The 19,370-nt window shown below is 50.6% G+C and carries 18 protein-coding genes; 1 reads left to right on the top strand and 17 read right to left on the bottom strand.

Features of this window, described 5'->3' with window-relative positions:
• Position 1: 1 nt before the first annotated feature.
• The 17 genes from ACXAF9_RS05935 to ffh form a co-directional block, all read right to left on the bottom strand.
• Positions 2-451, bottom strand: a complete 450-nt coding sequence (locus ACXAF9_RS05935) for a DUF1249 domain-containing protein (protein ID WP_475071617.1) — start codon at positions 449-451, stop codon at positions 2-4.
• Positions 444-1,079 carry an NUDIX domain-containing protein gene (locus ACXAF9_RS05940; protein WP_475071621.1) on the bottom strand — a complete coding sequence of 212 codons (636 nt, stop codon included), beginning with the start codon at positions 1,077-1,079 and terminating at the stop codon, positions 444-446. Before ACXAF9_RS05940 ends, ACXAF9_RS05935 begins: the two co-directional genes overlap by 8 nt.
• 71 nt (positions 1,080-1,150) lie before the next feature.
• The gene (locus ACXAF9_RS05945; protein WP_475071766.1) at positions 1,151-2,935 is read right to left on the bottom strand and encodes an EAL domain-containing protein; all 1,785 of its coding nucleotides are present in this window, start codon (positions 2,933-2,935) and stop codon (positions 1,151-1,153) included.
• A 71-nt stretch (positions 2,936-3,006) separates the two neighbouring features.
• Positions 3,007-5,688 (bottom strand): EAL domain-containing protein, encoded by a 2,682-nt coding sequence (locus ACXAF9_RS05950; protein ID WP_475071624.1) that lies wholly within the window; start codon positions 5,686-5,688, stop codon positions 3,007-3,009.
• 177 nt (positions 5,689-5,865) lie between these two features.
• The gene (nfo, locus tag ACXAF9_RS05955) at positions 5,866-6,732 is read right to left on the bottom strand and encodes a deoxyribonuclease IV (protein WP_475071627.1); all 867 of its coding nucleotides are present in this window, start codon (positions 6,730-6,732) and stop codon (positions 5,866-5,868) included.
• The gene (locus ACXAF9_RS05960; protein ID WP_475071630.1) at positions 6,720-6,896 is read right to left on the bottom strand and encodes a hypothetical protein; all 177 of its coding nucleotides are present in this window, start codon (positions 6,894-6,896) and stop codon (positions 6,720-6,722) included. Before ACXAF9_RS05960 ends, nfo begins: the two co-directional genes overlap by 13 nt.
• Positions 6,897-6,919: 23 nt before the next feature.
• The gene (recJ, locus tag ACXAF9_RS05965; RefSeq protein ID WP_475071632.1) at positions 6,920-8,677 is read right to left on the bottom strand and encodes a single-stranded-DNA-specific exonuclease RecJ; all 1,758 of its coding nucleotides are present in this window, start codon (positions 8,675-8,677) and stop codon (positions 6,920-6,922) included.
• Positions 8,678-8,755: 78 nt separating this feature from the next.
• Positions 8,756-10,144 (bottom strand): threonine synthase, encoded by a 1,389-nt coding sequence (gene thrC / locus ACXAF9_RS05970; protein WP_475071635.1) that lies wholly within the window; start codon positions 10,142-10,144, stop codon positions 8,756-8,758.
• A 24-nt stretch (positions 10,145-10,168) separates the two neighbouring features.
• Positions 10,169-11,464 carry a homoserine dehydrogenase gene (locus ACXAF9_RS05975; protein WP_475071637.1) on the bottom strand — a complete coding sequence of 432 codons (1,296 nt, stop codon included), beginning with the start codon at positions 11,462-11,464 and terminating at the stop codon, positions 10,169-10,171.
• 176 nt (positions 11,465-11,640) lie between these two features.
• Complete coding sequence (locus ACXAF9_RS05980) at positions 11,641-12,369, bottom strand: DsbC family protein (RefSeq protein WP_475071639.1); 729 nt, start codon at positions 12,367-12,369, stop codon at positions 11,641-11,643.
• Positions 12,370-12,427: 58 nt separating this feature from the next.
• Positions 12,428-13,375, bottom strand: coding sequence for a site-specific tyrosine recombinase XerD (gene xerD / locus ACXAF9_RS05985; RefSeq protein ID WP_475071641.1), 948 nt, complete (start codon positions 13,373-13,375; stop codon positions 12,428-12,430).
• A complete protein-coding gene (locus ACXAF9_RS05990; protein WP_475071643.1) occupies positions 13,375-14,751 on the bottom strand; it encodes a hypothetical protein in 1,377 nt (458 codons plus the stop codon). Before ACXAF9_RS05990 ends, xerD begins: the two co-directional genes overlap by 1 nt.
• Before the next feature lie 128 nt (positions 14,752-14,879).
• Positions 14,880-15,236, bottom strand: coding sequence for a 50S ribosomal protein L19 (gene rplS / locus ACXAF9_RS05995; protein WP_475071647.1), 357 nt, complete (start codon positions 15,234-15,236; stop codon positions 14,880-14,882).
• A gap of 18 nt (positions 15,237-15,254) precedes the next feature.
• Positions 15,255-16,004 (bottom strand): tRNA (guanosine(37)-N1)-methyltransferase TrmD, encoded by a 750-nt coding sequence (trmD, locus tag ACXAF9_RS06000; RefSeq protein WP_475071650.1) that lies wholly within the window; start codon positions 16,002-16,004, stop codon positions 15,255-15,257.
• Positions 16,005-16,007: 3 nt separating this feature from the next.
• A complete protein-coding gene (gene rimM / locus ACXAF9_RS06005; protein WP_475071652.1) occupies positions 16,008-16,547 on the bottom strand; it encodes a ribosome maturation factor RimM in 540 nt (179 codons plus the stop codon).
• 34 nt (positions 16,548-16,581) lie between these two features.
• Complete coding sequence (rpsP, locus tag ACXAF9_RS06010) at positions 16,582-16,833, bottom strand: 30S ribosomal protein S16 (protein WP_475071655.1); 252 nt, start codon at positions 16,831-16,833, stop codon at positions 16,582-16,584.
• Between the two features lie 150 nt (positions 16,834-16,983).
• The gene (ffh, locus tag ACXAF9_RS06015; RefSeq protein WP_475071656.1) at positions 16,984-18,363 is read right to left on the bottom strand and encodes a signal recognition particle protein; all 1,380 of its coding nucleotides are present in this window, start codon (positions 18,361-18,363) and stop codon (positions 16,984-16,986) included.
• Positions 18,364-18,500: 137 nt separating this feature from the next.
• On the opposite strand from ffh, the gene ACXAF9_RS06020 reads away from it, so the two are divergent.
• A complete protein-coding gene (locus ACXAF9_RS06020) occupies positions 18,501-19,292 on the top strand; it encodes a cytochrome C assembly family protein (protein ID WP_475071658.1) in 792 nt (263 codons plus the stop codon).
• The last annotated feature ends 78 nt before the right edge of the window (positions 19,293-19,370 follow it).

Here is a 19,370-nt window from a genome sequence, read left to right on the forward strand (position 1 = left end):
ATCAATCCAAGTTGTACACAGGCTCCATCTCCTCGCCATACTCAAGGCAGTGGCTTAGCCACTCGCCCAAGAAGTCGTTGAGTTGGATCTTCTCATCAGGGTGGTGCATCTCTCGATTCGGGTAGGGGTACACGCCGCTTAACTGCTTCCGGCGTTTCATACAGATCACCTCGGCCATTTGGGCATCGTGGTACAAACGTACCACTAGGGATGGCGACTCTAACCAGTTAAGGGAGCGACGGCTCTCTTGGGAGACTTCCAAGGTAGCGGTGTAGGTAAAACGTTCGACGACCCGAAGACGCACATACGCAACGCTTGATGAAACACGCACGCGAAACTCGCGCACATCGTCCTGATCAATGCGAGGCATCAGCTTCATGATACGCACATAGTTGGCATCACAAATCGCCATTTGTCGCGTCAAATCGGGTACATACTTACGTTTACTCAAAATTGGGTTTGCTCCACTCTTGTAACAATCGTGCTCTGTTTAATTGTAGCCATTGAATCGCAATGATGGCAGGTGCGTTATCCACATCCCCCGTTTGCACCATCCGAAACACCTGTTCGGAGCTGAAGTGATGCACTAGGATATCCTCACCTTCGGATTCAAGACCATGCACACCGCTGATCTTCTGACTGTCCACACAACCACAGTAAAGATCAATGTATTCGCGTGCGCCACCTGGGCTTGGGGTAAAGCGGCTGATCTTCTCAAGCGCTAACAGGGATGCCCCGGCCTCCTCGATCGCCTCGCGGTACGCGACCTCTTCTGGGGTTTCACCAGGTTCAACAAGGCCTGCAACCAACTCCAACAGCCAAGGGCTTTCTGGGTGATCGATGGTGCCAACCCGAAACTGCTCGATCAATACAACGCTGTCTTTTAACGGATCAAACAACAATACGCACACCGCATCCGGACGCCAGAACAGATCGCGTGTGATGGCGACATCGCCCCCTTCAAAGCGTTGGTGACGAATCGTGACACGACGCATCTGATAAAAACTGTCACAGATGACATCGTCTTTTTCGATGATCGCATCAGCAGCGGAAAACTTCGGTGTCCAATCCTGACTCATGCCGGGCTCCTTATTCAATAAGGAGCCACTATAGCAATCGAGTGTGAAAGCGAAAAGTAACCGAGGGCGGGTTAGCGCGGTTTACGACGACGAGAGACAAACAACGAATGCCCCTCTTGTTGGCGGGCTTGCTGTTTGGCATCGGCCGTCAATTCGGCCACCTGAAGATGACTTTGACAGCTGTAAGGGTCAGGGTGCACCACACCGATCACAATGCTCAGCAATGGGTATATCTGGGGGTTTTGATCGTGATTTTCAATGTGGATGACGCCACGCGTTAAATCTTGCGGGTCATACAGATCCGAAATTTGATCCTCAAACGCATCTAAAATGCGCTCAAGGCGCAACTGCCAATCATCGCAGCCCATGATCACCACAAAATCATCTCCGCCAATGTGGCCGACCGTGTTATCCACACTGGTCAGATGCTGTTTAAGCAAAGCCCCAAGACGCTGGATCACCAAGTCCCCTTTGGCATAGCCATAAGCCTCGTTGAAGCCTTTAAAGTGGTTAAGGTCGATGTAGGCAAGACGGAAATCCATGGCATTGGATAAGCGTCGATCCACCTCTCGGTTGATCGGTACACTGCCAGGTAAGCCCGTTAAAGGGTGCGAGTAGGTCGCGTTTCGGACTTTAAGCTCTGTGATGCGTTTCAATAGATCTCGAAGACTTGCTACCCCAAGCAGGCTGCCGTCTTGCACGATCAAAATATCATGGGTCAACAGACTGTCATTGGTTTGGGTTAACTGCTTGGACACATCGGCCAAGCTCACAAGACTGTCCACCACTAACACATCGGTTTTGAGCAATTTATTGAGGGACTTGCCCTCGTACAAGGCGCGACCGTACTGTGTTGAAAAGAGCTCCAAAAGGTCATGACGGCGGATCACCCCCTGAGGCTCGCCGTTTTGAGTAACGGGAACCGACATCAGTTCAGGGTGCTTGCGGAATAACTCACCGACATTACCTAAGGTATGGCCCATCTCGATGGTCGGAACCACTTGGCACAGAGTCAGCACGGCTTCACTGCCATCTTGAGATCGATACTGAGCCTGACGACGGGCTCGCGATAACAGCAGCTTGTTTTTCACAGGTTCAGGGCGGGTAACGGGGCGGCCCAACAAAAAACCTTGCCCACGGGTAACGCCAAGCTCCAGTAACAGATCCAGCTCAGCGACGGTTTCGATCCCTTCTGCAATGACTTGGCAATGCAGACTTTGCGCAATCGCAACAATAGAGCGCACAAACTCACGCTTTACCGGATTCTTTTCAATTTGAGTAATAAAATGGCGATCGATCTTAACGTATTCCGGTTGTACCTCCGACCACAAGCGAAGGCCTGAATACCCAACCCCCAAATCATCAATTGCAATGCTAAAGCCCATATCACGGTAATGCTCCACAGAACCATGATTCAAGCCGCAATGATCGTAAGGGTGTTTTTCCGACAGCTCGATAACCACACGGGATTGATCCACCCCATGTTCATTCATCAAGGAAACCGTAACCCCATGTGGATGATGCACCGAGTTCAGTAGCGAAGCACTCACATTAAGAAACAGCTTTCCGGGTAGTTTTAGCTTAGAGAAGGTTTCTAGCGCTTGTTCTCGACAAAGACGCTCTAACGCTTCGTGCTCATCCGTTTCAGCCACTGCATTAAAGAGCTGATCTGGCAGATGCAGATTGCTGTTTTCAGGTCCACGCGACAAGGCTTCAAAGCCGAAGATATCACCTTCTTGAAGGTCATAAATCGGCTGGAAGACCGTGTAAATTAAGCGGCGGTTTAGGACTTCGGATAACGTAAATCCGATTGAGGACTCAACCGAATCGGAGAGCTGCGACAAAGGTAAGATCATAATCTTCACACAAAACCATCAATCACACCACTCTAATGGACGGTTATGACACAGCGATGACAAATGGGTAATTACTGATCAATATCCGTAGTGATTTCAACCTCGCCCAGCTCCACATCCAGCTTGTTCAAGATCTGTTCCATCGGCGCTGGACGAGCCAACAAATACCCCTGCCCCATCTCACATTGGTTTTCACGTAAGAAGGCCAGCTGCTCGTGCGTTTCGATCCCCTCGGCGATAACACGAAGACCTAACTTATGCGCCATCGCGATCACCGCGGAGGTGATCTCCATATCACTCTTATCATGAGGAATGTCTCGAACAAACGAGGCATCCACTTTCAAGTAATCAAACGGCAGTTTTTTAAGGTAACTGAGGGATGAATACCCGGTACCAAAATCATCAATCGACAGAGAAACACCCAAGCTTTTCAAGTTGTGCAAGGTTTCGATCACTTGATTGGCGTCATCCATGATCATGGATTCGGTGATCTCAAACTCCAAGCGCTCTGGCTTTACGTCGTGACGATACATGGCATCGCGAATCGAGTCTAATAAGCCCGGATCAAAGAATTGCCGCATGGATAAGTTTACCGCTACGCGGCTGTAATTCCCCTGAGACTCCATCCATTTAGCTTGTCGGCACGCTTCATTGATGACCCAAGCACCGACCTCTACGATCAGGCCAAGCTCCTCGGCCATTGGGATGAACTCGCCGGGTGAAATCCACCCTTTTTCAGGATGGTTCCAACGGATCAAGGCCTCAAGGCAGACGGGTTGCAACTCACCGTGCAAAGAAAATTGCGGCTGGTAATGAAGGTTAAACTGCCCCTCGATCAAGGCGCGTTTAATCTCCGTTTCCATGGTCGCACGCGCGACCACTTCAGAGTTCATCTCTGGGGTGAAGAACTGGAAGTTATTCCGCCCCATGCGCTTGGCACGATACATCGCAAGGTCTGCATTTTTCATCAGGACCGACCACGTATCACCGTCTTGCGGAGCCATCGTGATACCTAAGCTCACGGTGGCTTTCACCACGTGCGACCCCAAGGTTTCCGGGTGAGACAAGGCTTTTAAGAGTTTTTTCGCAACCACATTCGCTTCATTCGGCCCAGACACATCAGGGAGTAAAGCGATGAATTCATCGCCCCCTAAACGGGCGATCATATCGGAGTGACGCAGTGTCGCACGCATACGGTCCGCGATGGACTGAAGTAACTTATCCCCCACATCGTGACCTAACGTATCGTTCACCTGCTTAAAGTTATCCAAATCCAGATAAAAGAGCGCAAGGTGCGCGTTGTTGCGGGCGGCCTTTTTCAGCTCGGTTTCAACCTGCTCACGGAACAAGCGACGATTACCTAGGCGCGTTAATGGGTCATAAAAGGCCAACTCTTCGATCTGCGCTTGGGCCGCTTTTTGGCTTGAGATATCCTCACTCACACCAATGTAGTGTGTAATCTCGCCCCGCTCATCCAAGATGGGTGAGATCGATAACGTCGCCCAATATGGCTTGCCGTATTTGGTTTTATTTCGAAGCTCACCATGCCAATCTTCACCATCGCGGATGGTCTCCCACATTTCTTTGAAAAACTCTTTGGGGGATTCGCCGGTATTTAAAATTGACGGCTTTTGGCCGCGAATCTCATTTAAGCTGTAGCCCGTGACTTCAGTAAACTCCTCGTTCACGTATTCGATCGAGCCATTTTGATCCGTAATCAAAACCATGGTCGGGCTCTGTTCGACCGCCCGGGAGAGTTTTTGTAGATCTCCCTCGACCTGTTTTCGCTCTAACGCAAGTGTCACAAGGCGAGATGACCCTTCAAGCATAGCCCGCCACTGATCATCAAACTGTTGAGAGTTACGAAGGTAAATGGTTAATGAGCCTAGAATATGATTCTCTGAATCAAAGATGGGGTGTGACCAACACGCTTTCACATTGGCCTTGATCGAGACCTCTAAGTAAGGCTTCCAATAAGGGTGCTGCGAGACATCATCAATGATCACCGTCTCGCCAGTGGCCGCCGCCGTGCCTGAGGCGCCAGCCCCTACTTTCACTTCGATCTCTTCGGTGGCTTTCACGAAATACGCGGGCAAACTGGGGGAGGAAGCCCCCAACTTGATGTGCTGTTTGTCTTTATCGAGCAATAGGATCGAGCATGCGCTGCCAGGGCAGATAAACTCAACGCCTTGTACAATCTCTCGAAGGATATTCCCAAGTGACAGGCCTCGAATGATCATATCGTGGATACGACCATGGTGGCGAAGCAATGAGTTCTCGATATAACGCGCGGTCATATCTTGGTTCATGGCCATAATACCGATCGGTTGACCGAGGCTGTTCTTCAAAGGGGTTTTAATACACTCGATGAGGCGCGCGCCGTTGGTACTGCCATCAACCCACTCCTCTTTGACCACTGGGTGGCCTTGCTTGAGGACCTGTTGATCATGCTCGTTAATGATCTCCTGAATTTCAGCACCAAAGAGATCTTCTACGGTCTTGTTCATGATGTCAGAGGCGGGACGACCGATGTACTGCTGGAAAGCCGTGTTGAATTCGATGTAACGACCGTCTAGGCTTTTGGCATAGATGTGATTCGGGTTTGAATCGAGCAAAGAGCGCAAAATCTCTAGGCGTCTATCAGCCTCAGCTAAACGCTCAGTTTGCCGACGGTGTTCAAGCCTTTGTTTTAAGGCCACTCCTACGACACTGATCAAAGCGATCAGGAGTACTACGCCAATGATGATATCCATGAAGTGCTAACTATCCCTACAAACAATACAAATCGTGACTATGTTAACCATCATTCTGTATCGGCTTTCATCATGAAAGTTTTAGTTAAAGGTAGCACAACCGAGCGGCAAAAAAAGGAGCAAAAAGCCCGATATGATCGCACTTTACATAAAATAATAAAGTGCGATGCCAATCGGCTACGGATTAGAAACGGAGAAGGATCGAAGCAGCTGAATTTCATCCGCCCAGATCGTTTCATCGATGGTTTCAAGCACCAACGGAATACCGCGAAAGCGATCATCCTGCATGATGTATTTAAAGACTTCGAGACCGATCTCACCTTGTCCTAGACTGTGGTGTCGATCCAGTCGGGAACCTAACACCCCTTTCGAGTCATTAAGATGCATCCCCTTGAGGTATTCAAACCCGATGATGCGATCAAACTCTTCAAATACCGCTTTGGATGACTCAAAGGTTCTCAGATCGTAGCCAGCTGCAAAGATATGACAGGTATCGATGCACACACCGACACGTGTTTTATCCTTCACACCGTCGATGATCTGGCGTATCTGCTCGAACGAAAACCCCAGATTACTGCCTTGCCCTGCGGTCATTTCGATCACGGCTATGACCGATTTGGTTTGATCTAACGCCCAGTTAATCGATTCGGCGATTCGATCCAGACACTCGAAAGGGTTCATCTTTTTCAGATGGCTTCCTGGGTGAAAATTCAGGTAACACAACCCCAACTGCTCGCAGCGTTGCATCTCATCCAAAAAAGCCATGCGCGACTTTTCGAGCGGTTCCGCTTCAGGATGCCCAAGGTTAATCAAATAACTGTCGTGCGGCAGGATCTGCTCTGGTAAGAAACCGTGCACCTGACAGCGGCGCTTAAACTGCTCGATGCTCTTGCTGGTCAGGGGTTTAGCTTCCCAACGACGTTGGTTTTTGGTGAACAGCGCAAAGGCATTGGCGCCGATCTCGGTTGCGTTCAGCGGCGCGTTTTCCACACCACCGCTGGCACTGACATGGGCACCGATGTAAAACGGAGTTACAGCTTGCACGCACCACCCACACAGTCATCAAAGTCCATGTTTTCAAGCTCTTCACGCTCTGACTGAGCCGCTTTGATGCGATCGAACAGGGATTGCTCCTCGGCATTTAACGAAGGCGCTTTTTCAAAAACTGACACCAAGGTATTCAGCTCGGTAAGGGTTAGATCGTTCATTGGATTCTCCTGATCATCTCACGCTATGACAAAGGCTTTAGCGTAAGCGGTTCTATGTAATCGACCAGCAGCTGCACTGAGCGCTGACCTCGAAATTCGTTCACGTCCAGCTTGTAGACCACTCTGACTTCGGCTACCGATTCATCGGGCCAACACTGTGTATCGGCATTAAAGTGGATCGCATCGACATTAAAGCCGGTTTTTGGGTCCATCAGCATCAATTTCAAGTGACGCTGCCCCACAATACGCTGTTGTAAAATTCGAAACTCGCCATCAAACAATGGCTCTGGGAAATGATGCCCCCATGGGCCTGCCGCTCTTAACCCTTCGGCCAGCTCAAGTGTCATCTCATCGCTACTGAGTGGCCCGTCTGTTTCCAGCACTTGATCGAGGTCTTCTTTTCGCAGCTGACCACGTACGACGTGATCAAAAGCCGCCTGAAACGCCTCTATAGCCCCTGGGTTTAGTGTTAAGCCCGCCGCCATGGCATGGCCCCCAAACTTCTGAATCAGATCAGGATGCTGAGTTGCAACAGCATCCAATGCATCACGGATGTGCAATCCCGGAATGGAGCGCGCCGAGCCTTTTATCAGGCCATCATCCCCTGGCGCAAACGCGATGACCGGCCGGTGAGTACGATCTTTAATGCGGGACGCCAAAATACCGATGACTCCTTGATGCCAGAGTTCATCGTACAAACACAGTCCGTACGGCAGCTTATCAGGGTCCAGTGCGATGCTGTCGAGAATCGCCAACGCCTGCTGTTGCATCTCTTGCTCGATGCCGCGACGCTCCAAGTTGAGCTGATCCAACATCACTGCAAGTTCACGTGCCGTAGCAGGGTCATCGCTGAGCAAGCATTCGATGCCGATCGACATATCCTCTAAACGCCCAGCGGCGTTCAAGCGCGGGGCGATCGCAAAGCCTAAGTCGCTGGCCACTAGGCGTCCTCGGCTACGGCCCGATATTTCGATCAAAGCCAGCAAACCAGGACGCGCTTGGCCGGCGCGGATACGCTGTAAACCTTGGTGGACTAAGACTCGGTTGTTGTGCTCAAGCGGTACCACATCGGCCACCGTGCCCAACGCCACCAAATCCAACAGGGTTGCTAAATTGGGTAAGGGCAGGCCCTCTTTGGCAAACCAGTCCTCTTGCACGAGCGCTCTTCGAAGGGCTATGAGGACATAGAAGATCACCCCAACACCGCAGGTCGACTTTGCCGGAAACGCACAGCCTGGCTGGTTCGGATTAACGATGGCGACCGCATCCGGCAATGCATCCCCGGCCAAGTGGTGGTCGGTCACCACCACATCCATCCCCAGCGTATTGGCCCTGGCAACGCCTTCGATACTGGAGATGCCGTTATCCACAGTGACCAGCAGCTTGGGAGTAACGTTCTGGTTATAAGCAACATCGACGATTTCAGGGCTGAGTCCATACCCATACTCGAAACGGTTGGGGACGAGGTAATCCACACTCTGGCAGCCCATCATGCGAAGGCCTAATACCGCAACACTTGTGCTGGTTGCGCCATCACAGTCAAAGTCACCGACGATTAAAATAGGCTCGTTTGCTTTGACCGCTGTTACCAAGCGCGCTACCGCCCCTTCAACGCCCATCATCTCACGGTCTGGGAGTAACTCATTGAGGTTTCGGCCCAAAGCCTCTTTGGATTGAATGCCGCGGCTGGCATAGATACGCCCCAACGTTTTTGGAAATTCAGACAAAACCGGCCAGTCAGAAGGCCCTTGTGGTCGACGTTGGATAGTGACTCGTTTCAAAGCAGGGTACCGAGTAAATGCGATCAAACAAAAAAGCCCGATTGCTCGGGCTTTTTCAATAAGCGAAACCTAGCTGAATTAGCCGATATTTTTCGCGATGAAGTCCTGAACCGTTTTGATGTCGTTATCGAGCACGGTTAGGCGCTCTTCACGCTCAAACAGGTCTGTCATATGAGCAGGCAGTTCAGGGGACGTCAAACCAGCTTTCAACACCGCATCCGGGAATTTCACCGGGTGCGCCGTTGCCAACGTGATCATCGGAAAGGCTTTATCACGATTACATTCGCGCGCCGCTTTCACACCGATCGCGGTGTGCGGGTCCAACAGGTAGCCGGTTTCCGCGTGGACGTCGGCAATGGTCTGACACGTCAGATCATCGTTTACCGCAAAGCTGTCAAACAGATCGCGTACTTTGTCCCAACGAGCGGGGTCCAGCTGAACCGATTCGGTTTTGAAGCGGCCCATCAAGTCGTTGATGGCTGCACCATCACGATCGTAGATATCAAACAGCATACGCTCAAAATTCGATGACACCATGATATCCATCGACGGAGACAAGGTATGAACCAACTCTTGCTTAGACATATCATTGCCAGCAATCGCACGGTGCAGAATGTCGTTTCGGTTGGTTGCCACGACTAGCTGAGTGATCGGTAAGCCCATCTGTTTTGCCAGGTAACCTGCAAAGATGTCACCAAAGTTACCGGTGGGTACCGAGAACGCGACAGGACGATGAGGACCACCCACCGCCAAAGATGCTGAGAAGTAGTAAACGATCTGAGACATGATGCGCGCCCAGTTGATCGAGTTTACCGCGCCTAACTTCATGCCATTTAGGAAAGACTGATCAGCAAAGCTGGCTTTGACCATCTCTTGGCAATCGTCAAAGTTACCTTCCAAGGCGATGTTATGAACATTGTCAGCCAGCACGGTTGTCATCTGCTTACGCTGCACTTCCGATACACGGTTGTGTGGGTGCAGGATAAAGATATCCACATGTTTAGAGTGACGGCAGCCTTCAATCGCAGCAGAGCCCGTATCACCCGACGTTGCGCCCATGATCACAAGGTGTTCATTACGCTTAGCCAGAACGTGATCCATCAAACGACCCAGCAATTGCAATGCAAAGTCTTTGAAGGCCAACGTTGGGCCGTGGAACAACTCTAAAACCCACTCGTTAGTGCCCAGCTCTTTTAACGGTGCAACTGCAGAGTGATTGAAACCTGCGTAGGTCTCATCAATCATGGTTTTCAGATCAGCATCGTCGATGCACTCGTTCACAAACGGCGAGATCACTTTGAACGCTAATTCTGCGTAAGAAAGGCCTGCCCAGCTTGCGATCTCCTCTTGAGAGAAGGTCGGTAATGTTTCTGGAACGTACAAGCCGCCATCAGAGGCCAAGCCTGCTAGCAAAACTTCTTCAAAATTCAGAGCCGGTGCTTGGCCACGTGTTGAGATGTATTTCATGACAAAAAACCTACCTAATTAACCTTAAAGCTGCTCTACACGGATACGCGTAACTTGACCGACGATGTCATCCAGCGCTTCGATCGCTTCAATGGCGCGGTTCATCGTTTCCTCTTTAACGCGTTGGGTCAGAAGAATCACCGGAACTTGGTACTCTGCGGTTTCTTTCTGAACAATCGCCTCGATGTTGATGCCGTTATCGCCCAAGATACGCGTAATGTTTGCCAACACACCTGGTTTTTCAACCGCCTGCATACGCAGGTAGTAGGAGGTATCGGTTTCGCTCATCGGCAGAACCGGCATATCTGACAGCTCTTTTTGCTGGAACGCTAAGGGTGGAACACGGCTTTCGTTATTCACCGCCAAAGCACGAACAACGTCGATCACATCAGCCACCACAGACGATGCGGTCGGCTCTGCGCCGGCACCAGCACCGTAATAAAGCGTTTGACCAACCGCGTCACCATCAACCATCACCGCGTTCATAACGCCGTTTACATTGGCCAGCAATGCTTTTTCAGGAATCAAGGTTGGGTGCACACGCAGTTCCACACCGTTTTCGGTGCGACGACTGATGCCTAAGTGCTTGATGCGGTAGCCCAGCTCTTCGGCGTAACGCACATCTTCCGTCGTGATCTTGCTGATCCCTTCGGTGTATGCTTTGTCAAACTGCAAAGGAATACCAAATGCGATGGACGCCAGAATCGTCAGCTTATGCGCCGCATCAATCCCCTCAACATCAAACGTAGGGTCTGCTTCGGCATAGCCCAGCGCCTGAGCTTCGGCCAGTACATCGGCAAAATCGCGGCCTTTATCGCGCATCTCGGTCAGAATGAAGTTACCCGTGCCATTGATGATACCCGCCAACCAGTTGATGCTGTTGGCCGATAAACCTTCACGGATCGCTTTGATGACCGGAATACCACCGGCCACGGACGCCTCGTAAGCCACCGATACGTTGTGTTTTTGCGCCGCTTCAAAGATTTCGTTGCCGTGCACAGCAATCAAGGCTTTGTTCGCGGTCACGACATGCTTGCCGTTTTCGATGGCCGTCATCACCAACTTGTAGGCCACATCGTAGCCACCGATCAGTTCAACAACGATGTCGATCTCTGGGTTGGTTGCTACTTCAAAAATATCGCGGGTAATGGCAATGCCATCCGTAGTACAAGCAGGGTTATCACGACGAGCACCAATTTGCTCAACAATAATCTGGCGTCCGGCACGACGAGCAATCTCGTCCGCATTGCGTTGCAGAACGTTGAAAGTACCGCCACCGACGGTGCCCAGACCACATATACCTACTTTTACCGGTTTCAAAACCTTACCTCGCTGTTAACAAGAGAGTCATCCCTACGGATCACACCACACAGGGTGTTTACAAAATGGCCAAGCATTATACCCAATAACCGATAACGCCACCATCCAAAGGGCGGGAACTCAGGCATAAAAAAGAGGGCGCTTTAACCCTCTTTTCGTTATGGATACTGCGCCCCTTAAGAGTCGGCGTTTAGCATCGCTTCCAATCGATCGGCCGGCATATAGCCTGGGATCAACTTACCTTCTGTGGTCAAAATAGCCGGGGTGCCTGTCACGCCCACTTTTTGACCCAATTCAAACTGCTGATTCACTGGGTTTTCACAGCTGGACGGCTTCACAGGCTTACCACCTTTCGCCTCATCCATCGCAAGATTTCGGTCCTCAGCACACCAGATACCCGCCATTTTGTGGTACACCGGAGAACCCGGCCCTTGGCGCGGATACGCAAGGTACTTAACAGTAATACCCTTCGCTTGCAGCTTTGGAACTTCATCGTGAAGTTTGCGGCAGTAAGGGCAATCCACATCGGTGAAGACGTACACGATGTTTTTCTCTTCGCCTTCGGCTTTATAGACGATCATATCTTCATCTTTTTGCTCGCCGAGCAACTGAGCGCGCAATGCGTTTTGCTTCTGATCCGTCAGGCTGACAAAACCTTTTTCGTCGGTTAAGTGGTACAACTTACCCAGCAGGAAGTACTCGCCCGCTTTGTCCACATATAAGACTTCGCCGCTACCCAAAGTGACTTCAAAAAAGCCATCCATCGGTGCCGCTTCAATCGACTCGACCGGAATATTGGGGTCGATCTTTTTAATCTGTTCACGGATCGTCTCTTCGGGCACTTCGGCCGCAACCGCTGAAACCGATAGCCACAAAAGCGCGGCCGATACGAATAGCTTTTTCATAACATCCTCAAATCATTCGTCGCCGTTAAGACGATCAGTTTATCCGAAAGTTCAGAGCTTACCCTCTTGGGTGATGCTCTTTGTGTAAGTTTTGCAGACGCTGCTTTGCAACGTGGGTATAAATCTGGGTAGTGGATAAGTCACTGTGTCCTAACATCATTTGTACAACGCGCAAATCCGCACCATGGTTAATCAGGTGTGTCGCAAAGGCATGGCGTAACACGTGTGGCGATAAATCCACCTCAATACCAGCCAATGTGGCATAACGTCTCACCCGGTGCCAAAACGTCTGGCGTGTCATCTCCCGCCCACGCTGACTAGGAAAGACAGTGTCCGACTGAGGGTCGCTGATCAACTCCATCCGAGAGGAGGTCAAAAAGTGCTCTAGCCATCGACACGCCTCATCCCCAAGGGGCACTAAACGCTCTTTATCCCCTTTACCGATCACTCGAATCGCCCCAAGCTGCAGATTCAGCTGCATAAACCGAAGCGATACAAGCTCAGTCACTCGAAGCCCCGTCGCATACAGGACTTCAAGCATGGCTCGATCACGTATACCCAAGGTTGTGGATAGATCAGGCGCGTTAAGCAGTGACTCTACATCCTGCTCGCTTAACGTTTTCGGTAAAGGGCGACCTTTTTTTGGAAGTTGAATCTCGAGTGTTGGGTCTTGAGTGATCGCTTTTTCACGCACCAAATAACGATAAAAGCGCCGAGCACATGAGATAAAGCGCGATGTGGACGAGGTACTGAACGCCTCAGCGACTCGCCAACCAAGGTAATGACGAATCTGCTCTTTGGTCACATCCACCAGAAATAAACGCTGCTCTGTCGTCAACCAAGCCGAGAACTGCTCGAGATCTCGCCGATACGCCATGCGCGTATTCTCACTGAGCCCCTCTTCAAGCCAAAGCGCGTCCGAGAAAGACCGAATCCAACGCTCATCCGCCTCCCGAGGCTTAACTCGAGTAAACCGGCGATCCTTACCGCCGGCTAGTCTAGCCATCAGCGATAAACCTGTATCTCGCCAATACTGGCTTTCATGACCGGCACGGTAGCGCGGCCTTGCTCAATGTGTCGGCGTACATTGATCGCCTTATCCGACACCGATACCAACACCCCTTCAATGGGGCCAGAAAAGCGTGTTTCTACCTTAATAGCACTGCCAATGTAATCAGAAAGCGCTTCTACCTGTGTGGCTTTGTAGGATTTCTCAATCAGCGCAGGCTGGATCGGGATAACCCCCGGCACCACCTCGCGTTGTGGCTCAGGCTCAGGTTCCGGCTGTTCCCGCTGCTCTCCTGTTACCATCACATGCACTGCATTTTGAATCCCACCTGCATACACACTTTGCAACGCTAGCCACTGCTGATCGGTCAGCTCAACGGTATCATTGCCCACGTGTATGTGGATTTCGGAACGGTTAATCAAACTCTCGGATAACGCGTGATCGGTCAAATCAAGCAGCTTAACGGGTTTGGCAGGCTCGTACGCGAACTGAACTTTCGCATTGGGCATGTGCGCATTCACCAGCGCCTGATTCAGCTCAAGGTCCGCAGGTACACCTAACTCACGCCACCACTCATTCAAAGCGGCTTCGTAAGCTTCCCAATATAGATTCCCCTCTTCGATACCTGATTGCTTACGACAGTGAATGCTCCAACGATTATTAAAGCCGCGATCTTGCACATCCAACTTAAAACGCTGAACCAAGCTAGACCCTAGCGCCTCACGACGCAGCGAAACACCCGCAGGCTGCCCCACCAATACATCTAGGTTCATATCCATAAACTGTTGCCACTGGCTGTTAATCGCCAAATGCAACGCTTTATTCTGCGTCGAGGGCTCTATTGATAAATCCACACTCCCACTGATAAAGCTGTAGCCAAGCGAGAGTAGATCGGATGCCTTACGCTGAGTTTGATCACCGCAAACCAGAGTGCTGAAGTCGGCCCGCTGATAACCATCGGAGTCTTCTTGTGCATCACGCATACGAAGAATGCTGGCTAAGGACACTTTCGCGTTAGCCAAGCTCATTGAAACAGGGTGCGTTAACTGCCCAGATGACAAAGCACTATCGAGGGAAAGATACGACTGCCAATCCGATAAGGTAAAAGACCACTCATCAACCGTCATGACCACCGAGCCTGATGGTAGACGCACATTAACCGACTGCAGAGAGATAGGCTGCAAAAGCCAAGCATTTAAGGTCGAGTATTCGATGCGGGCAACGGGCTTTAAAGCCGTAATCAGCTTATCCACACCTGTCTTGGCTTGATACCAATAATAGCCTTGAACAGCGCCCAGTAATGCGATGGGTAATAAAACCAACAAGCACACCTTGATCATTCGGCGAACTTGTTTATTAACTGTAATCTGCATCGACTCCCTCGATGTCCCCCTGTTATGCACCGACCTATTTTAGACATCCTTGGCGCATGTTTCTAATTTATAACGCAAAAAGGTGACACATGGTCACCTTTTTTCGAAGCATTATACAAAAGAATGTATTAGTTAAGCTTCTCTTTGATACGTGCAGACTTACCGCTACGCTCACGCAGGTAGTACAGTTTAGCCTGACGAACATCACCACGACGCTTCAGAGTGATCTCTTCAACTTGTGGGCTGTATGTTTGGAAAGTACGCTCAACGCCCACACCGTGGGAGATTTTACGTACTGTGAAAGCAGAGTTCAGACCGCGGTTACGCTTACCAATTACTACACCTTCAAACGCCTGCAGACGGCTACGGTTACCTTCTACAACACGTACTTGTACAACAACTGTGTCACCAGGGCCAAACGCTGGGACGTCTTTGCTCATTTGTTCAGCTTCGATTTGCTGAATGATCAGGTTTTTGCTGCTCATCGCTCGCTCCTAATATATTTAACCGTCGGACTCTTGAGTCTCACGGATATATTCAGTTAACAGTGCCTGCTGCTCGGCCGTTAGCGTTTTACTCTCAAGCAGATCTGGACGTCGTTGCCAGGTTCTGCCTAGTTGTTGCTTCAAACGCCATCGACGGATCTTTGCATGATCGCCGCTCAGCAGCACTTCAGGAACAATCAAGTCATCAATGGACTCTGGTCGGGTATAGTGCGGACAATCCAGCAAACCCTCTGCAAAGGAATCTTCTTCTGCAGAAGCGCTGTGCCCCAGCACCCCAGGCACAAGCCGAGAGACAGAATCGATCATGGTCATGGCCGGTAATTCACCGCCACTTAGGACAAAATCGCCCAGCGACCACTCTTCATCAATCTCGGTTTGAATCAGGCGTTCATCGATACCTTCGTAACGCCCTGCCACCAAAATCAATCGCGAACAGGAGGCCAGCTCCTGCACGCCCGCGTGATCCATTTTTCGCCCTTGAGGCGACAGATAGATCACTTTGGCATCTCCTCCAGCTGCTTGTTTCGCAGCGTGAATTGCATCCCGCAAAGGCTGAACCTTCATCAACATGCCAGGACCACCACCATAAGGACGGTCATCCACTGTGCGATGCTTATCCAGCGTAAAATCCCGAGGATTCCAACACTGAATATTGATCAAACCTTCCCGTACTGCTCTTCCCGTTACACCATGCTCCGTTATAGCACAGAACATATCCGGAAAAAGCGTGACTACGCCAAACCACACGGGTTAGAACTCAGGGTCCCAATCGACCCTCATTGTCCCTGTTTCCAGGTTAATTTCTTTAATCACTTGATCCGGCAGGTAAGGAATGAGTCGCTCTCGGCGATCATAACTTTCTGCGTTTCCACGAACCACCAACACATCGTTGGAACCCGTTTCAAACAAGTGACTTACACGCCCCAGGTTTTCACCTGTCAGCGTTAACACTGTCAGTTTTTCCAGTTGGCTCCAGTAGTACTCACCCTCTGCAAGCGCTGGCAGCAAGTCCGATGTAACGCCAATATCAACACCACTGAATGCCTGAGCCGCTTCGCGGTCATTAATTCCGTTTAATTTGGCGATCAAACCCTTACCGTGCTTTTTACCCGCTTCCACCTTGTAAGGCTTCCACTGACCTTGGATTTTAAGCAACCAAGGAGAGTATTTTAAAATGTCATCCATCGTGTCTGTGTGCGAGTAGATTTTCACCCACCCTTTAATGCCATAAACCGATGTAATCTGGCCGAGTACGGTAACATCGTTTGAAGTTGTCGTTGTTCGGCTCATTTTAATGCAGTCCACTTCACCTACTGTTCAGCGATTACTGAGCAGCTTTCTTCGCTTCTTTTACCAGCTGAGCTACACGCTCAGACAATTGAGCACCTTTCTCAGTCCAGTACTCAACGCGCTCAAGATCCAGACGCAGACGCTCTTCTTGACCGCGAGCGGATGGGTTGAAGAAACCGATGCGCTCAATAAAGCGACCATCGCGAGCGTTGCGAGAATCGGCAACTGTTACTTGATAAAAAGGACGCTTCTTAGCGCCACCACGTGATAAACGAATAACGACCATCGTTGATCCCTTTATTGATGCAAGGTTTTAGCATCGCCTTGCGTTAGTGATCCAACCCCGCTTTCGCCGGATTGGGCGTAAAATACAGGGGGCGGATTCTACCCGAATCAGCCCCCTAAAGAAAGCACTAATGGCTACTTTTTATCCAGATCACATACGCGGGAAGTTTCCGCCACCCATACCCGGTGGCAGCATACCCTTCATGCCGCGCATCATCTTCGACATACCGCCTTTGCCCGAGAATTTTTTCATCATCTTGGACATCTGCTTATGCTGTTTCAACAGACGGTTTACATCTTGAACTTGCGTACCGGAACCCATCGCGATCCGCTTCTTGCGAGAACCACTAATGACATCAGGGTTGCGGCGCTCGTGTGGGGTCATTGAGTTAATAATGACCTCCATCTGCTTCATGCCTTTTTCTGCCTGAGAAGTATCGGCACCTTGGATCATCTGCCCCATACCCGGCAACTTATCCAACATGCCCATCATACCGCCCATGTTGCTCATCTGTTGAAGCTGCTCACGGAAGTCTTCCAGATCAAAGCCTTTGCCTTTTTTGATTTTCTTGGCAAATTTTTCCGCTTTGTCTTTGTCGATTTTGCGCTCAGCTTCTTCGATCAGGGAGAGCACATCGCCCATACCCAAGATACGGGACGCTAAGCGGTCCGGGTAGAACGGTTCAAGCGCATCGACTTTCTCGCCCATACCGATGAACTTGATCGGCTTACCCGTGATATGACGTACGGACAACGCCGCACCACCACGCGCATCACCGTCAGCTTTGGTCAGAATGACACCGGTCAGCGGCAGCACACTGTTGAAGGCTTGCGCGGTATTGGCCGCATCTTGACCGGTCATGGCATCCACCACAAACAAGGTCTCAACCGGTTTGATCGCCGCGTGGAGGTCTTTGATCTCCTCCATCATTTGCTCATCAACGTGCAAACGACCAGCGGTATCGACTAACAACACATCAAATTGCTGAACTCTGGCGTGTTGAATCGCCGCATTGACGATATCGATCGGCTTTTGATCAGCACTGGATGGGAAGAAGGCAACATCCACTTCATTCGCCAAAGTTTCCAGCTGTTTGATCGCCGCTGGGCGATACACGTCCGCAGAGACCACCAAGACTTTTTTCTTTTCACGCTCACGAAGGTAGCGCGACAGTTTAGCGACCGACGTGGTTTTACCCGCACCTTGAAGACCCGCCATCAAGACAACCGCTGGCGGCGTCGCGGCCAGATTCAGCTGTTCGTTGGCTTCACCCATCACGCGGACGAGTTCTTCATTGACGATTTTGACGAAAACCTGACCAGGACTCAGGCTTTTGGTGACCTCTTGACCGACCGCACGCTCTTTAACACTGTTAACGAACTCTTTCACCACCGGCAGAGCCACGTCCGCTTCCAAGAGCGCCATGCGCACTTCACGCAGGGTACCTTTGATGTTCTCTTCCGTTAGTTTTGCTTGCCCGGTAACCGAGCGAAGCGTTCGTGTTAATCGGTCTGTTAAATTCTCAAACATACTTGCCTCAGTGGACCTATACCGTTTCGGTCTCGTTCTATTGCGGGCGATTATACCTTAGGGAGCGATAGAGCCACACCCCATTATTTCCACACCCTAACATTTGTGACACACTACGCCCTCTGGAGGAGAGGTTAATGCTGTCAATCATCACTTTGTTGGCTATTTTGGTGTACCTTGCGGCGGCTTATTTACAGTTTACCGCCTTAAAAGGACAACGTCGGGTTTCATCAAGCGTTATAAAAGGGTTCGCCGCAAGTGCTGTGACACTGCATGCGTTTTCTGTTTACAACGTACTGCACCAACCCAATGGCATCGACCTCGACTTTTTTGCCACAGGCTCCCTGATTGCATGGTTAGTGGCTGGCATCGTTACCTTAAGCAGCTTACGCCAAGCCGTAGAAAACCTGTTTATTGGCGTGTTCCCAATGGCCGCGTTAACAGCCGCGCTTGCCGAATGGGGTCCAAGCCTAGCAGCCCCCCATCATTACAATGGCGACCTGATTGCTCATATTCTGCTATCCATCTTGGCCTACAGCATGTTCACTGTGGCGGCTTTCCAAGCCATCTTACTGTCGCGTCAGGTACACGCCCTAAAAAGCCATCACACCCGTGGTTTGGTCAGTTCTTTGCCGCCGCTTCAAACCATGGAGCGCTTGCTGTTCGAAATGCTTTGGATTGCGATGGGTTTACTGACCGCATCACTGATCACAGGCTTTATGTTTGTGGATGATTTATTCGCCCAACACCTTGTGCACAAAACCGTTCTTTCGATCATCGCTTGGCTGCTCTATGCCACGCTTTTAGCAGGTCGTATATTGCGAGGCTGGCGCAGTCAAAAAGCCGTTCGTTGGACCATCAGTGCATTCGTATTTCTGATGCTGGGTTTCTTTGGTTCCAAGCTGATCGTCGACCTACTTTACGGTTAATCGATTTAAGACCAATCACCTGTTGACACAGATGCGATGCGTTCAGACAATGGGGCTCCCATCTGTAAACTAAGGTCT

This window comes from Neptunomonas sp. ABH4_499 (assembly GCF_056160565.1).

Bases quoted from the DNA above. Each gene is read 5' to 3' on its own strand.
- ACXAF9_RS05940 (WP_475071621.1), bottom strand. From the start codon at position 1,079: ATGAGTCAGGATTGGACACCGAAGTTTTCCGCTGCTGATGCGATCATC.
- ACXAF9_RS05945 (WP_475071766.1), bottom strand. From the start codon at position 2,935: ATGATCTTACCTTTGTCGCAGCTCTCCGATTCGGTTGAGTCCTCAATC.
- ACXAF9_RS05950 (WP_475071624.1), bottom strand. From the start codon at position 5,688: ATGGATATCATCATTGGCGTAGTACTCCTGATCGCTTTGATCAGTGTC.
- ACXAF9_RS05960 (WP_475071630.1), bottom strand. From the start codon at position 6,896: ATGAACGATCTAACCCTTACCGAGCTGAATACCTTGGTGTCAGTTTTT.
- thrC (WP_475071635.1), bottom strand. From the start codon at position 10,144: ATGAAATACATCTCAACACGTGGCCAAGCACCGGCTCTGAATTTTGAA.
- ACXAF9_RS05980 (WP_475071639.1), bottom strand. From the start codon at position 12,369: ATGAAAAAGCTATTCGTATCGGCCGCGCTTTTGTGGCTATCGGTTTCA.
- xerD (WP_475071641.1), bottom strand. From the start codon at position 13,375: ATGGCTAGACTAGCCGGCGGTAAGGATCGCCGGTTTACTCGAGTTAAG.
- ACXAF9_RS05990 (WP_475071643.1), bottom strand. From the start codon at position 14,751: ATGCAGATTACAGTTAATAAACAAGTTCGCCGAATGATCAAGGTGTGC.
- rplS (WP_475071647.1), bottom strand. From the start codon at position 15,236: ATGAGCAGCAAAAACCTGATCATTCAGCAAATCGAAGCTGAACAAATG.
- rimM (WP_475071652.1), bottom strand. From the start codon at position 16,547: ATGAGCCGAACAACGACAACTTCAAACGATGTTACCGTACTCGGCCAG.
- rpsP (WP_475071655.1), bottom strand. From the start codon at position 16,833: ATGGTCGTTATTCGTTTATCACGTGGTGGCGCTAAGAAGCGTCCTTTT.
- ffh (WP_475071656.1), bottom strand. From the start codon at position 18,363: ATGTTTGAGAATTTAACAGACCGATTAACACGAACGCTTCGCTCGGTT.
- ACXAF9_RS06020 (WP_475071658.1), top strand. From the start codon at position 18,501: ATGCTGTCAATCATCACTTTGTTGGCTATTTTGGTGTACCTTGCGGCG.